Source organism: Bradyrhizobium sp. SZCCHNR3119 (genome assembly GCF_032487775.1).
GTDB lineage: Bacteria > Pseudomonadota > Alphaproteobacteria > Rhizobiales > Xanthobacteraceae > Bradyrhizobium.
The window spans coordinates 5718169-5731910 of record NZ_JAUEUV010000001.1; the positions used below are offsets into that span (position 1 = coordinate 5718169).

At 63.8% G+C, this 13742-nt stretch carries 14 protein-coding genes; 8 read left to right on the top strand and 6 right to left on the bottom strand.

What is annotated here, in order from left to right; translation table 11 throughout:
• Positions 1 to 67 precede the first annotated feature (67 nt).
• The 7 genes from QX034_RS26370 (at position 68) to QX034_RS26400 (ending at position 6801) form a co-directional block, all read left to right on the top strand.
• Entirely contained in the window at positions 68 to 529 is a 462-nt protein-coding gene (locus tag QX034_RS26370) for a MarR family winged helix-turn-helix transcriptional regulator (RefSeq protein ID WP_315705259.1), read from the top strand.
• Positions 530 to 741: 212 nt separating this feature from the next.
• Complete coding sequence (locus tag QX034_RS26375) at positions 742 to 981, top strand: hypothetical protein (RefSeq protein WP_315705260.1); 240 nt, start codon at positions 742 to 744, stop codon at positions 979 to 981.
• A 257-nt stretch (positions 982 to 1238) separates the two neighbouring features.
• Complete coding sequence (locus tag QX034_RS26380; protein ID WP_316196011.1) at positions 1239 to 3800, top strand: TonB-dependent receptor; 2562 nt, start codon at positions 1239 to 1241, stop codon at positions 3798 to 3800.
• A 21-nt stretch (positions 3801 to 3821) separates the two neighbouring features.
• Positions 3822 to 4511, top strand: coding sequence for a Fe2+-dependent dioxygenase (locus tag QX034_RS26385; RefSeq protein WP_315729712.1), 690 nt, complete (start codon positions 3822 to 3824; stop codon positions 4509 to 4511).
• Entirely contained in the window at positions 4508 to 5524 is a 1017-nt protein-coding gene (gene exbB / locus QX034_RS26390) for a tonB-system energizer ExbB (protein WP_315729711.1), read from the top strand. Before QX034_RS26385 ends, exbB begins: the two co-directional genes overlap by 4 nt.
• A 3-nt stretch (positions 5525 to 5527) precedes the next feature.
• Positions 5528 to 5995, top strand: coding sequence for a TonB system transport protein ExbD (gene exbD, locus QX034_RS26395; RefSeq protein WP_315728646.1), 468 nt, complete (start codon positions 5528 to 5530; stop codon positions 5993 to 5995).
• Between the two features lie 17 nt (positions 5996 to 6012).
• Positions 6013 to 6801, top strand: a complete 789-nt coding sequence (locus QX034_RS26400) for a TonB family protein (protein ID WP_315728648.1) — start codon at positions 6013 to 6015, stop codon at positions 6799 to 6801.
• Positions 6802 to 6854: 53 nt separating this feature from the next.
• Here QX034_RS26400 and QX034_RS26405 read toward each other — a convergent pair whose 3' ends face one another.
• From QX034_RS26405 to QX034_RS26415, 3 genes are all read right to left on the bottom strand, one after another.
• Entirely contained in the window at positions 6855 to 7265 is a 411-nt protein-coding gene (locus tag QX034_RS26405; RefSeq protein WP_315728686.1) for a hypothetical protein, read from the bottom strand.
• A gap of 77 nt (positions 7266 to 7342) precedes the next feature.
• A complete protein-coding gene (locus tag QX034_RS26410; protein WP_315745395.1) occupies positions 7343 to 8023 on the bottom strand; it encodes a site-2 protease family protein in 681 nt (226 codons plus the stop codon).
• 54 nt (positions 8024 to 8077) lie between these two features.
• Positions 8078 to 8974, bottom strand: a complete 897-nt coding sequence (locus QX034_RS26415) for a LysR family transcriptional regulator (protein ID WP_315768102.1) — start codon at positions 8972 to 8974, stop codon at positions 8078 to 8080.
• 127 nt (positions 8975 to 9101) lie between these two features.
• Here QX034_RS26415 and QX034_RS26420 point away from each other — a divergent pair, with 127 nt between their 5' ends.
• The gene (locus QX034_RS26420) at positions 9102 to 10001 is read left to right on the top strand and encodes a DMT family transporter (protein ID WP_315705268.1); all 900 of its coding nucleotides are present in this window, start codon (positions 9102 to 9104) and stop codon (positions 9999 to 10001) included.
• Between the two features lie 11 nt (positions 10002 to 10012).
• On the opposite strand, the gene QX034_RS26425 is transcribed toward QX034_RS26420, so the two are convergent.
• The 3 genes from QX034_RS26425 to QX034_RS26435 all read right to left on the bottom strand — a co-directional run bounded on the left by QX034_RS26425 (position 10013) and on the right by QX034_RS26435 (position 13624).
• The gene (locus QX034_RS26425) at positions 10013 to 10759 is read right to left on the bottom strand and encodes an SDR family NAD(P)-dependent oxidoreductase (protein ID WP_315768100.1); all 747 of its coding nucleotides are present in this window, start codon (positions 10757 to 10759) and stop codon (positions 10013 to 10015) included.
• 174 nt (positions 10760 to 10933) lie between these two features.
• The gene (locus QX034_RS26430) at positions 10934 to 11668 is read right to left on the bottom strand and encodes an SDR family oxidoreductase (RefSeq protein WP_315705270.1); all 735 of its coding nucleotides are present in this window, start codon (positions 11666 to 11668) and stop codon (positions 10934 to 10936) included.
• 132 nt (positions 11669 to 11800) lie between these two features.
• Positions 11801 to 13624 (bottom strand): IlvD/Edd family dehydratase, encoded by a 1824-nt coding sequence (locus tag QX034_RS26435; protein ID WP_315745393.1) that lies wholly within the window; start codon positions 13622 to 13624, stop codon positions 11801 to 11803.
• Positions 13625 to 13742: the final 118 nt, after the last annotated feature.

Sequence of the window (13742 nt, forward strand, 5' to 3'; positions counted from 1 at the left end):
TTTATGTGTAAACACACCGCTGCTTGAAGAAAACTAAACAATTTGACAGCTTCGAGGACCCGAGGACATGTCGTTGGACCTGAGGCGGCAGCTGGTCGCCCAGCTTGTCGAAAGCTCGCGCATTCTGCGCAACTATATTGATCATCGTGCCAAAGCGCGCGGCACCACGCGTGCCCAATGGATCGTGCTGTTTCGGTTGCGCGCGCAGGAAGGACTATCGCAGGTCGATCTCGCCGAAGTGCTGGAGCTGCAGCCGATCTCGCTGGTGCGGCTGTTGGACCGGCTGGTCGAGCAGGGGTTGCTCGAGCGCCGGCACGATCCCAAGGATCGCCGCGCCAACCGGCTGTATCTGACGGCTGCCGGACACAAGCTCGTCGATGATCTCGACGATCTCAGGGATGCGATCGCCGCCGACGTTCTGCACGGCATCCCTGACGACGTGGTCGCGACCAGCCTGACCACGCTGCGCGAGATCAAGGACCGCATCAAGGCGCTGTCGGATTCCGGCGATCATGCCGCTGCGAAGTAGGGCGATCTTGTCGTTACTACTTGAGCGTGTCGATGCTCGCGAACTTATGACTCCAGTGCCGCCGTTGATCTGAGCTCTCAATAGATTTGCCGCGCGTGAGTCGGGCGCTTCGGATCGGTCGCACCAGTTTAGAACGACTTCAAACCTGCCGCGCTCCGGTTGTCATCACGCAGCGGCCCGGTCCATATCAGGCCGAGCAGCGGGAGCGCGGAATGGACGAACTGAACGGGAAGATGATCGCCTGCCAGATCCTGGTGACGGGCCTGATCGCCAGGGTCGCCAATGAGCAGCGCGACCCCTTGCGCTTCCTTACCGATTTCCGCGACGAGATCAGAGCCGTCGTGAAGGGCGTGCGTATCGCCGGCATCGACAATTCGGATCGCGTGCGCCAGATCGCGCAGCAGACGGTCGATGAGTTGTTCTCGCTGATGAAGCCACCGAGCAGCGACTAGCATCCGAAACTCGCAGCGAAGCGATAGCCCGCGGACGCGCCGTTGTGAGGTCGACCCTACGAACTCTCACAATCGCAGCTTAGAGTCGTTTTAAGTTTGTTTGCTGGATTTAGAATCGTTTTGATCTGGAACTATTCAAGCTGAACTTGGACCTCCTCAAATTGACCCGCTGAAACACGCTCGATACCACCGTTGTCACGTTCGCTTGCGAATGATCCGCACAAGCGACGTAGGAATACGGGGGCGTGTAAGAGGATATGGGACAGGTCATTACACCGCGATCGCTGCGTGCGATCGCAGCGGTCAATTTCAATGCAAAGCTCGATGGCGCTACCGGCACCAAGGTGTCGGCGGTTGCGGGACTGATCGCAGTCGCCACGGTGTCGGGGGCCGAGGCGCAGCCGTCCTCCGACCTTCCGACCGTCAACGTCGATGCTCCGGTTGCGCGTTCGAGGCCAACTGCCTCCAAGCCGACCGCCGACCAGGTCCGCGCCCGCAATGCCCTGCGGCGCGCGGCGGAGCGGCAGCAGGCGGCGCAATCGCAGGCCGTTCCGTTCCCCAATGCGGGCGGGCTCGCCCCCCCGGATGCCAATCCCTATGCGGACGCGGCGGCGCCCTACAAGGTCGATCGCGTGCAGTCCTCGGGCAAATTCCCGGAGCCGATCCTCAACACGCCGAAGACGATCACGGTGCTCAGCAAGGAAGTGCTCGAGGACAAGAACGCCACCAACCTGAAGCAGGCCGTGCTCAGCACGGCCGGCGTTACGCTCGGTTCGGGCGAGGGGGGCAATGCCTTCGGCGATCGCTTCTTTATTCGCGGCTTCGATGCGCGCAACGACATATTCATCGATGGCGTGCGCGACGCCGGCGTCAGCGTGCGCGAGAATTTCTTCACCGAGCAGGTCGAGATCCTGCGCGGCCCGGGCTCGTCCTTCGCGGGCCGCGGCACCACCGGCGGCGCGATCAATATCGTGACCAAGCAGGCGACGACCGCCGGCAATTTCTACAACATGGATACGACGTTCGGCACCGACCACACCAAGCGTGTGGTGCTCGACGTCAACCAGGTCATCAATCCGACGCTTGCCGTGCGGGCAGGCGGCTTGTTCCAGGACGCCAACGTTGCCGGCCGCGACGCCATCAAGGACAATCGCAACGGCGCTTTCGTCGCCACGACGTGGACGCCGATCGATCCGGTGAAAATCACCGCCAATTACGTCCATACCGAACTGACCGGGATTCCCGATTTTGGCGTGCCGTACTACCGACCGAGCACGGCGAGCACCGCCGGCGGCCCGTTCCCTGATTTCGGAGTCAACCGGAACAACTTCTATGGCCTGCTCAATCGGGACTTTTATCGAACGGGGCAGGACTTCGCGACCATCAACACCGAGGTCAAGATCACGCCCGACCTCACATTCAGCGACAAGCTGAGGCTGTCGCGATCGACCCAGAACTACATCGGCACGCTGCCGGAACAGCCGGTGGTCACCAATCCGAATCCGCTGCTTTGGACCTTGAGCGCCAATCCGCAGAGCCGTTTCCAGCAAACCGATGTGGTCGCCAATCAGAGCGAGTTCACCTACAAGTTCGACGACGGGCTTGGTTTCAGGCACACGGCGCTCGGCGGCGTGGAGATCTCGCGGGAAATCTCCAGCATCGATCGCTATACGGGGTTGAGTTCGGAAACCGTCGGCGTGCCCTTCAGCGGTAGCGGCTCGATCTCGGGCGTGAACGTGTTCGCGCCCCAGTATATGGAGACGCCGTTTACGACATCGCCATCCTTGTCCGGCCGGCCGACGAAGATCGCGGTCGATACGACCAGCGGTTACGTCATGGACAGCGCCAACTACCGTGATCTTGTGATCCTCAACGGCGGCGTCCGCTACGACGACTACAACATCAAGAGCAGCGGCTTCGGCACCGTGAACGGCGTTTCCAACGTGTGGGGCGCCCAGGCCGCCGATTTCGGCCTGCCGAACTTCAATCTCGGTCTGACCTTGAAGCCGCAGCCGAACGGTAGCGTCTATGTCGCCTATGCGACCTCGTCGAATCCGGTCGGTGCCGAATTCGATGGCACCAGTACTGCCTATGGCGGATTGTCGCCGGTGCTCAACGGCGGCTCGAACCAGATCTTCGGGCCTGAGAAGAACAAGGCCATCGAGGTCGGGACGAAGTGGGAGTTGTTCGATCGTCATCTGCTGGTAACGGCCGCGCTGTTCCAGACGGAAAAGGAGAACGCGCGAGAATCGCAGAACATCACGGCGGCGACGGCAACCGCAACCTGTCCTTATCCAGCCGGTACGACGGGCACGGTATCCTGCATTACGGCCGGCGCTGCTTACCGCATCCGCGGCATCGATCTCGGTATCGGCGGCAAGATCACGGACAAATGGAGCGTGTTCGGCGGGCTCGTGCTGATGCAGTCGGAGGTGACGAAGTCGCTTGCGCCGCCGGCAAATACGACGCTGTACAAGTCGAATGTCGGCTTGCAGCTTGCCAACGTCGCACATCAGTCGTTCAGCATGTTGACGAAGTATCAGCTGAACGACACGTGGGAGATCGGCGGCCAGGCCGTGTACCGTTCCAAGATCTATGGCGGTACGCTGCTTGCGGCGAACCAGGGCACGTCAATTCCGAGCTACTGGCGGTTCGATGCGTTCGCCGAAGCCAAGATCGACAAGCATTGGACTGCCAAGCTGTTCGTCAACAACATCTTCGACAAGCGCTACTACGACGCGCTCTATCAGAGTGCAGCACCGTTCGTGCTGGAGGCGCCGGGCCGCGCGGCCTATCTGGTGCTCTCGGCGCGGTACTAAGGCGCTGCTGAAGGAAACATCATGCTGGTCTGCATTCCGGAAGTCCTCAGCAAGTCTGATGTCGCCGAATTCCGCCGCATCATGGATGCGGCGGAATGGGAGGACGGTCGCTCAACGGCCGGAGCGCAGTCCGCCATGGTCAAGCGCAACGAGCAATTGCCTGCCGACGGCGAGGTGGCGCGGGCGCTGGGGCAGCGGATCGTCTCCGCGCTGACGAAAAATCCGCGCTTTCTCTCGGCAGCCATTCCACTGCAGATTTTTCCGCCGCTGTTCAACCGCTATGCGGCCTCCGGCGGCCACCATTTCGGCATCCATGTCGACAACGCCGTGCGCGGCGATCCGCTGACGGGGCTGCGCATTCGGACCGATCTGTCGATAACCTTGTTCCTGGCGGAGCCCGAGGAATACGACGGTGGCGAACTTGTGATCGAGGACACCTACGGATCGCACGAGGTCAAATTGCCCGCAGGCGATGCCGTATTGTATCCGTCATCGAGCCTTCATATGGTGACGCCGGTGACCCGCGGCGCCCGGGTCGCCTCTTTTTTCTGGATGCAGAGCATGATACGGGATGCCCACGTCCGCAGTATGATCTTTGATCTCGATAATGTGATCCAGGGTCTTGCGGGACGGCTGGGGCGCGACGATCCCGAAACCGTCAGATTGACCGGCATCTATCACAACCTGATCCGCCACTGGGCCGAAGTATGATGACATCGTTCCGCTTTTGCGCCGCGCTCGTTCTGACAGTCATGCTTGTGGCGCCGTTGGCCTACGCGCAGCAGGTGACGACGCAGCCTCCGCAGACGCCGGCAGGGCAAGCTCCGGCGGCCCAGGCGTTCTCAGCGGCTTTGTCGGGGCAGACGCCCGCGGCTCCAGCGCCCGTTAGTCCGGCGCCTACTGAGAACAAGTCGCAAGTCAGCCAGGCCGTGACCGGGACAAATCCTTTGGCGATCACGCCGAACGATGCCGCCCCGGCAGCTCAGCCGAATGTGGATGGTGCTGCCCGGCCGGCCAAATCGATCGCCGTTGGTCTCGATGAATTGTCGCCCTGGAGCATGTTCCTGAAGGCCGACATCGTGGTCAAGGCGGTGATGATCGCGCTCGCACTCGCCTCGGTCGCGAGCTGGACCATCCTGATCGCCAAGAGCATCGAGTTCGCGGTGCTGAAGCGCAAGCTCGGCGGCGCGTTGCGCAAGGTCGCCGGTGCGAAGTCGCTGGCTGAAGCGCAGATCGCGATGGGCAGCTCGACGAGCGTGCTGTCGTCGCTCTTGCATGCGGCAATTGCGGAGTTGCGGGTATCGAGCGATCTGCCGAGCGATGCCGGCATCAAGGAGCGGGCCGCTTCGAGCTTTGCCGAAATCGCCCGCGCGGAAGGACGCCGGGTTCGCGTCGGCATGGGTCTGCTCGCCACGGTCGGCGCCATCTCGCCCTTCGTCGGCCTGTTCGGCACCGTCTGGGGCATCATGAACAGCTTCATCGGCATTTCGAAGTCGCAGACCACCAATCTTGCGGTGGTGGCGCCCGGCATCGCCGAGGCGTTGCTCGCAACGGCCATCGGCCTTGCCGCGGCGATTCCTGCCGTCATCATCTACAATCACTTCTCGCGCGTGACCAAAGCCTACCTGGAGCAGGTCGGCCGTGCCTCGGGCGCGGTCGGGCGGTTGTTGTCGCGCGATCTCGATCGCAGCCATGTTGCGATCCATTCGCGAGCGGCGGAGTAGGCGATGGCCGTTTCGCTCTCGGACGGCGATCTCGACGACGAGTTCGACGAGACCCACGACATCAATGTGACGCCGTTCATCGACGTCATGCTGGTGCTGCTGATCATCTTCATGGTGGCTGCGCCGCTCTCGACCGTCGATCTGCCGATCGACCTGCCGACCTCGACCGCCGCGCCGCAGAAGAAGCCGGACAAGCCGATCTACGTCTCGATCAAGCCGGACCTTTCGCTTGCCATCGGCGAGAACGGGGTGAAGCGAATCGATCTGGTGCGCTCGCTCGATACGACGCCCGAAGCGAGCAGGGACCGTCCGATCTTCCTGCGCGCCGACAAGGTCGTGCCTTACGGCGAGCTGATGCAGGTCCTGGAGCTGCTGCGCGCCGGCGGTTACACCAAGGTCAAGCTGGTGGCACTGGAGCGCGCGCCCGCCGCGCCGGGCCAGGCGCCGGCGGCTCAGCCCGCGCAGCCTTGAACCAGGCGACGCTGGCCATGAGCGATCTCGACACCGGCAACAGGACTTCGCGGCGGCTATGGTTCTTGGCTGCGGTCGGCGCGCTGATGCTCCATGTCGGCGGCGCGGCGTTGGCGCTGACGCAGCTCAAGGACGATGAGGACATCGACGGGCTTGGTGCGAACGGAGCCGAGATCATCGACATCGACATGGCTTCGCCCAAGGTCGAGAACGACGAGGTTCCAGTCGGTCAGGATTCGGTGGCCCAGACCGCTTCGCCCCAGCTGCAGGAGCAGAAGGCCGAGGTCGAACAGACCGATCTGCCGAAGGATATGCCGACCACCACGGATGAGGCGGACCAGCAGGTGACGACCGCCGACGTGAAGAAGCCGACGGAAGAACAGAAGGTCGCGGCGGTCCAGACCAACGCTTCAGTTGCGCAGGAAGCCTCGGAGGACCGCGCCAGAAAATCGTTCGACGAGAAGGCGCCCGAGGCCGAGAAGACCAAGGCGCCCAATGTCGGCATCGGCAAGGACAAGGAAAAGCTCACGGCGAACTGGCAGCGCAAGATCAGCGCGTATTTCAAGCTGCACCAGCGCTACCCCGAGGGTAAGAAGAAAGCGATGACTGTGAAGCTGGAGCTGGTGCTGAACCGGCTTGGCAAGGTCCTGTCCGTGGACGTTGTCGAATCCTCCGGCGACGTGGCCTATGACGAGGCCGCAATCGCCATGGTTCGCCGCTCGGATCCTGTGCCCAAACCGCCGACCGCGCTCACCCAGGATCAGTTCGCGTTCAGGCTGCCGGTGAACTTCGAGGCGGCCAAGTGAGCGGAACTGAGGATGATGGCACGGTCCGCTCGTAGCGCAGACCGGAGAGCGCGTCAGCGCCAGTAATACCTGATCCCGACATAGACCACGACGAGGCAGGCAAAGATCAGCGCCACCGGCAGTTTCGGCCTGGTGGTCGCGCCGTTCTGCGCCGTCTTGGCTTTCGGTGGCAGCCGCCGGAACGCAGTCACGTTGTCGGTCACCGGCTGCTGGGCTGGCGCTGCCGCCTTCACCTCGGGCGGTGCGCCGCCGCCGCCCATCTCGGCATAATAGGCCTTGTACATTTCGCGGATGGTCGCCTCGGTGGCGTCGTGCTCCGACATGTCGGTGAGCCGGGTCTTGTAGCTCGCCAGGAACTCCTGTGCCTGCGGGGGCAGGTCCGATGCGCCGTTCAACTTGGCGATCATCTTCCAAGTCGCAAAATCCGCACGCGCCCGCGTGTCGGCCCGGCGAGCGATCATCATGTCAGCAGCTTTGGCCAATGGTGCCTCGGGTCTCGTTTCCCCATCCCGCCTGTGGTTAGTGCTTCAAATTCGCCGCACTAGGTGTTGCCGGTCAATAGCAGAAGGAGCTGGAAGATTGAATCGGTTGTGACGCGGAGCAGCCTTGACACAAAATCAAGATTTAGACCGAACTGCGCGCCCGCCAAGGGCAGCAGGATCAAAATCGCCAGCAGAATCAGCATCCCGAAGGGTTCCAAACGCGCCAGCGCCGCGGCCAAGGGTCGCGGCAGCAAGCCGACGGCGACCCGGCCACCATCGAGAGGCGGGATGGGCAGCATGTTGAACACCGCCAGCATGATGTTGATCGTCAGCGCATTGTAGAGATTACGGGCCACCCAGCGTGCAGCATCCGGCGGGACCAGGGGCATCAGGTGGAATGCGAGCGCCGCCACCAGCGCCAACAGGATGTTGGTGGCGGGACCGGCCAGCGCCACCATCACCATGCCGGTGCGCAGCGGCTTCAGATTGCGAAAATTGACTGGCACCGGCTTGGCATAGCCGAACAGGAACGGCGAGCCCGAGAACAACAGCAGGGCGGGCAGCAGCAGCGTGCCGAACGGGTCGATATGCCTGAGCGGATTGGCGCTCACGCGCCCCAGTCGCAACGCGGTGTCGTCGCCGAACCGCCAGGCCACGAAGCCATGCGCGGCCTCATGGAAGGTGATCGCGACGACCAACGGCAGCACCCAGGTGGAGATGGCGTAAAGGGAGATGTTCAACAGCTTGGTTCCAGACGGCTCACGCCATTAGATAGCCTCCGTCGCTCTCAGCCGCTACGGCATTTCGCTCCGGCCCTGCAATGACCGCAGATGTCGTGGCGGGGTGCGCTGGGTCAGTGCATCTTGCAGATGGTCCGCGAGGCGCTCGGCGGCTTTCGACAGCCGTGGGGCGCGATGCAGCCGGATTTCGGCAGCGGGAAGCGGCGGCATGCCGTCTCGTCCCGACAGCGGACGAAGCCGCGACGGGAAGGTGCCGGCCTTCACCACGGTGACGGCGAAACCTTGCGCGGCGATCGACTCGACCGCGGCGCTGCGGCTGACGAAGGCGAGACGCCAGCGGCGTCTGGCGTCATCGAGCGCGGTCATTGCCCAGTCGCGGAACAGGCAGCCTCGTGGATAGAGCGCGACGGGCAGCGGATCACGGGTCTCGAGGGGGGCAGGGCCAACGGCCCAGACCGCCTGCTCGCGTCGCAGGAATTCGCCGTCGCCGCAGCCCTCCGGATGCATCGCGACGACGAGGTCGTAAGCCTCGCCGAGCCGGGCCGGCATTGTCGCCGTGAGGCCGGTCTCCATCTCGACATGGATTCCCGGATGGCTGGCCATGAAGCGCGCGAGCAGCGGAGGCATGACGCTGGTGCCGTAATCGTCCATGACGCCGAGCCGGATGACGCTCGTGATCTTGCTCTCGCCGAGTTGCGCGATCGCTTCGTCATTGAGCGCGAGAATCTGGCGGGCGTAGCCGAGCAGATGCTCGCCCGCCGGGCTGAGATCGACGCGGGCCTTGCTGCGACGGAAGAGCGCCACGCCGAGCCGATCCTCCAGCCGCCTGATCTGCATGCTCACGGCGGATTGGGTGCGGTTGAGCATATTGGCGGCGCGGGTGAACGAGCGATGGTCGACCACGGCGACGAAGGCTTTGAGCAGGTCCGGGTCGAGAGGCGGCTGGTTCATCACGCACCGTGATCAGGCGTATCAATAAAATTCCATTTGTTGATTGGTAGCTCGTTCTTACTCTGGTCGGCAAGGTGCTGCGAAAAACGATACGAATTTCGGAATCTGCGCAACAGGAGGACTCGACTTGGGTGGAGAAGGCTGGGGTGTTCTGGCAGCAGTGCTATCGAGTGGGCTCGGCGGCACCTCGATCGGCGCCACCCGCTACCTGGCACCGGTCATCGATCCGCTCGCCATCGGGTCTTTTCGCTTCGGTATCGGCGTTCTGCTGCTGCTGCCGCTGGGTTATCTGAGAGGCGACCGCTGGCCTTCGGCGGGCGATTGGCTGGGCGTTGTGCTCTTGGGACTGTTGTACTTCGGGCTGTTTCCAGTCCTATTCAATGCGTCCCTCATCTTCACGACCGCGGCGCGCGGCGCACTCGCGCTCTCGACCTTGCCGCTCCTGACCATGGTGATCGGCGCGCTGCTCGGCAGCGAGCGGCTCACTTGGCGCAAGTCCGCCGGCGTGGTGCTGGCAACGGTCGGCGTCGCGCTGGCGTTGCTGACGGGGTTGTCGTCTGCCCCCGCCGGCGCTTGGCGCGGCGATCTGCTGATGGTCGGCGCCGCGTTGTGCATGGCGCTTTACAGCATCTGGTCGAAGCCGTTCATCCGCCGCGCCAGCCCGATCGGCTTCACCGCGCTCTCGATGGGGATCGGCGCGGTCGCCCTCATCCTTCTTTCCCGCTGGCGCGGCAGCTTCGCGCCGGTCGCCACCTTCGGAGCGCCACAATGGATTGCCGCGGTCTATCTCGGCGCGCTCGGCGCAGCGCTGACGTTCTATCTCTGGGCGTTCGCGCTGGTGCGGACGACGCCGACCCGGGTCGCGATCTCCGTAACCGTCAATCCGGTGACCGCGTCGCTGGTCGGAGCGTTTCTTCTCGACGAGCCGCTGCGCTGGAACCTCGTCGCCGGCATTGTGGCCGTGTTCGCCGGCATTTGGATCGCGACGACCGAGAGTCCCGCGGCCAAATCGAAGCCTGCCGCGTGAGGCTGGCGGCGTCAGTACGTCGCGCGGCCGCCGGAAATGTCGAACACGGCGCCGGTGGAGAAGGCGCAGTCCTCCGAGGCGAGCCAGGCGACCATCGCCGCCAACTCCTCGACGAGCACGAAGCGGCCCTTGGGTATCTTCGAGAGCATGAAGTCGATGTGAGTCTGCGTCATCTGGTCGAAGATCGCGGTTTTCGCCGCTGCCGGTGTGACGGCATTGACCGTGATGTCGTGCTGCGCCAGCTCCTTGCCGAGCGATTTCGTCAGCGCGATCAGGCCGGCCTTCGAGGCGGAGTAATGCGCGGCGTTCGGGTTGCCTTCCTTGCCGGCAATCGAGGCGATGTTGACGATGCGGCCATATTTCTGCTCGAGCATCACGGGCACGATCGCTTTGCAGCAGATGAAGGGGCCGTCGAGATTGATGCGCAGTACCTTGCGCCATTCTTCGAGGTCGGTCTCCCACACCGTCCTGTTGACGCCGGCAATGCCGGCGTTGTTGACGAGGATGTCGATGCGGCCGAACGCCTTGATCGTTTCGTCGCGTGCCGTCTCTACCGCTGCGGTGTTGGTGACATCGACCTTGAGCGCGATCACCGCGGGACTGATCTCCCTGGCGGTCTTCTCGGCGAGCGCCAGATCGTGATCCCAGATCGCGACCCTGGCGCCGGAGGCCACGAAGCGCTCGGCGATGGCGCGGCCGAACCCTTGCGCGCCGCCGGTGACGACGGCGCAGCGGTTATTGAGGTCGATCTGGTTCATGGTGTCCTTCCCCCAAACTATTCGTGACCGTCATTCCGGGGCGCGCGAAGCGCGAACCCGGAATCCCGAGATTGGCTTGCGTGCTCCTCAGATCGAGATTCCAGGTTCAGCCCTCCGCGCAAAATGGCCTTGCCATTTTGTCGCGCGGGCTGCCCCGGAATGACGGAGATTGTTTTACAGTGTCCAGCCGCCGTCGATGCAGTGTGCCACGCCGGTCGTGAACGCGCTCTCGTCGCTGCCGAGATAGACCGCAAGATGCGCGATCTCCTCGGCGGTACCGAGCCGGCCCATCGGCTGGCGCGAGATGAACGTCTCCAGCCCGTTCGGACCTGCCGCGGCGGCGCGGCCGAGCATCGACGGCGTTTCCACCGTGCCGGGGCAGATGCAGTTGCAGCGGATCCGTTTGCCGACGAAATCGGCGGCGACCGAGCGGGTCAGCGCGCCGACTGCGGCCTTCGTCGCCGCATAGACGTAGCGATTGGGCGCGGCCTTGAACACGCCCGCGGCGGAGGCGATGTTGACGATGGCGCCACCGCCACCCTCCAGCATCTTCGGCAGGAAGGCGCGGATCGTGCGATGCATCGACTTGACGTTCAGGTCGAAGGAGAAATCGAAATCCTCGTCCGAGCAGTCGAGGATGGTGCCGTGATGCACGAAGCCGGCAGCATTGAGCAGGATCTCGACCTTGCCGACGCGGTCGGCCAGCGCGTTGACGGCCGCGGTGTCGCGGACGTTGAGAACGGCGGTCTCACTGATGCCTTCGCTCTTCAGCGTGGCGAGACCCTTCTCGTCGATGTCGGTGGCGAACACGGTGGCGCCTTCGCGGGCAAAGGCGATGGCGCAGGCCCGGCCGATCCCGGCGGCGGCTGCGGTGACAAAGGCGCGCTTGCCCTTGAGGCGGTCGGACATGGTATCTCCCTGGGTGTCTCGTCTGTTTGTTGGTCATTCCGGGACATCGCGAAGCGATGGGCCCGGAATCCATAACCACGATCGGGAGTATGGATTCCGGGCTCGCGCTATGCGCGCCCCGGAATGACAGCGTCAGTGGTTGTGGCGCGCGACGCCGACCTTGCCGGCGATGTCGTGATAGCGCGTCGCGAATTCCATGCAGGCGCCGGTGGCGTGCTGGCCCACCGTCTTGCGATAGAGCTCCTGCCAGGGTGTCTGGTTGGCCGGATACGGGAAGCCACCCTTCGCCTTCAGCTCGGCGTGGCGTTCGGCGACCTCTTCGTCGGAAATGAGGATGTTGGCGCTGCCCTTGTTGAGATCGATCCGCACCCGGTCGCCGGTCCTGAGGATGGCGAGACCGCCGTCGGCGGCGGCTTCCGGCGAGGCGTTGAGGATCGACGGCGAGCCGGAGGTGCCGGACTGCCGTCCGTCGCCGATGCAGGGCAGCGAGTGGATGCCGCGTTTGATCAGCGCCGCGGGCGGTTGCATGTTCACCACCTCGGCGCCGCCGGGATAGCCGATCGGACCGGCGCCCCGGATGAACAGCACGCAGTGCTCGTCGATCTCGAGCGCGGGATCCTCGATCCGGTGGTGATAATCCTCCGGGCCGTCGAACACGATGGCGCGGCCCTCGAACGCGTTCGGGTCCTTCGGATTGCTCAAGTAGCGGTCGCGGAATTCCTTGGAGATCACGCTGGTCTTCATGATCGCGGAATCGAACAAATTGCCGCGTAGCACCAGGAAGCCGGCATCCTTCACCAGAGGCTTGTCGTAGCTCCAGATCACGTCGCCGTCGGGCTTGGGCGCCTGACGGCAATTGTCGCCCATCGGGCGGCCGTTCACCGTGATCGCGTCCTCGTGGATGCGCTTCTGCCGCATCAACTCGCCGATCACGGCCGGCACGCCACCGGCGCGATGGAATTCCTCGCCGAGATAGAAGCCGGCCGGCTGCATGTTGACCAGCAACGGCACGTCGTGGCCGACTTTCTGCCAATCGTCGATGTTGAGTTCGACGCCGATATGGCGGGCCAGCGCGTTGATGTGGATCGGCGCATTGGTCGAGCCGCCGATCGCGGAATTCACCACGATGCAGTTCTCGAACGCCTTCCGCGTGAGGATGTCGGACGGTTTCAGATCCTCCCACACCATGTCGACGATGCGGGTGCCGGTCTCGTAGGCGATCTGGCCGCGCTCGCGATAGGGGGCGGGGATTGCGGCGCAGCCCGGCAGCGACATGCCGAGGGCTTCGGCCAGCGCGTTCATGGTCGACGCCGTGCCCATGGTGTTGCAATGGCCGATCGAGGGCGCGGACGACGCCACGATCTCCATGAACTGCTCATAGTCGATCTCGCCGGCGGCAAGCCGCTCGCGCGATTTCCAGACCACGGTGCCCGAGCCGGTGCGCTCGCCCTCGTGCCAGCCGTTCAGCATCGGCCCGCCCGACAGCACGATCGCGGGAATGTTGACGGTCGCGGCCGCCATCAGGCAGGCGGGCGTGGTCTTGTCGCAGCCGGTCGTCAGCACCACGCCATCGAGCGGATAGCCGAACAGGATTTCCACAAGACCGAGATAGGCCAGGTTGCGGTCAAGTGCCGCAGTCGGCCGCTTGCCGGTCTCCTGAATCGGATGGGTAGGAAACTCCATCGCGATGCCGCCGGCGGCGCGGATACCTTCGCGGACGCGGTGTGCCAATTCGAGGTGGTGGCGATTGCACGGTGACAGGTCGTTGCCGGTTTGTGCAATGCCGATGATCGGCTTGCCCGACTGCAGTTCGGCGCGGGTCAGGCCGTAATTCAGATAGCGCTCGAGATAGAGCGCAGTCATGCCGGGGTTCGTGGGATCGTTGAACCATGCCTGCGAGCGCAGCTTGCGGCTCTTGTCCGCGCCATTGCCGGCGTGGCCGTTGGTTTTTGTCATTCATTCCTCCCGCACTGCGAAGTGGCAAGGCCGGTTGGTAACCACCGGCGTCTCGATTTGGCTTCCCGAGGCGCGACCTTGCGCCGCAAGGATGCAGCATTGGTTCGTCCTTGAACAT

Excerpts from the sequence above, each read along its gene's own strand:
- QX034_RS26415 (WP_315768102.1), bottom strand. The coding sequence starts at position 8,974 with ATGAACCAGCCGCCTCTCGACCCGGACCTGCTCAAAGCCTTCGTCGCC.
- QX034_RS26370 (WP_315705259.1), top strand. The coding sequence starts at position 68 with ATGTCGTTGGACCTGAGGCGGCAGCTGGTCGCCCAGCTTGTCGAAAGC.
- QX034_RS26405 (WP_315728686.1), bottom strand. The coding sequence starts at position 7,265 with ATGATGATCGCTCGCCGGGCCGACACGCGGGCGCGTGCGGATTTTGCG.
- QX034_RS26430 (WP_315705270.1), bottom strand. The coding sequence starts at position 11,668 with ATGTCCGACCGCCTCAAGGGCAAGCGCGCCTTTGTCACCGCAGCCGCC.
- QX034_RS26375 (WP_315705260.1), top strand. The coding sequence starts at position 742 with ATGGACGAACTGAACGGGAAGATGATCGCCTGCCAGATCCTGGTGACG.
- exbD (WP_315728646.1), top strand. The coding sequence starts at position 5,528 with ATGGCCGTTTCGCTCTCGGACGGCGATCTCGACGACGAGTTCGACGAG.
- exbB (WP_315729711.1), top strand. The coding sequence starts at position 4,508 with ATGATGACATCGTTCCGCTTTTGCGCCGCGCTCGTTCTGACAGTCATG.
- QX034_RS26400 (WP_315728648.1), top strand. The coding sequence starts at position 6,013 with ATGAGCGATCTCGACACCGGCAACAGGACTTCGCGGCGGCTATGGTTC.
- QX034_RS26435 (WP_315745393.1), bottom strand. The coding sequence starts at position 13,624 with ATGACAAAAACCAACGGCCACGCCGGCAATGGCGCGGACAAGAGCCGC.
- QX034_RS26425 (WP_315768100.1), bottom strand. The coding sequence starts at position 10,759 with ATGAACCAGATCGACCTCAATAACCGCTGCGCCGTCGTCACCGGCGGC.
- QX034_RS26385 (WP_315729712.1), top strand. The coding sequence starts at position 3,822 with ATGCTGGTCTGCATTCCGGAAGTCCTCAGCAAGTCTGATGTCGCCGAA.
- QX034_RS26380 (WP_316196011.1), top strand. The coding sequence starts at position 1,239 with ATGGGACAGGTCATTACACCGCGATCGCTGCGTGCGATCGCAGCGGTC.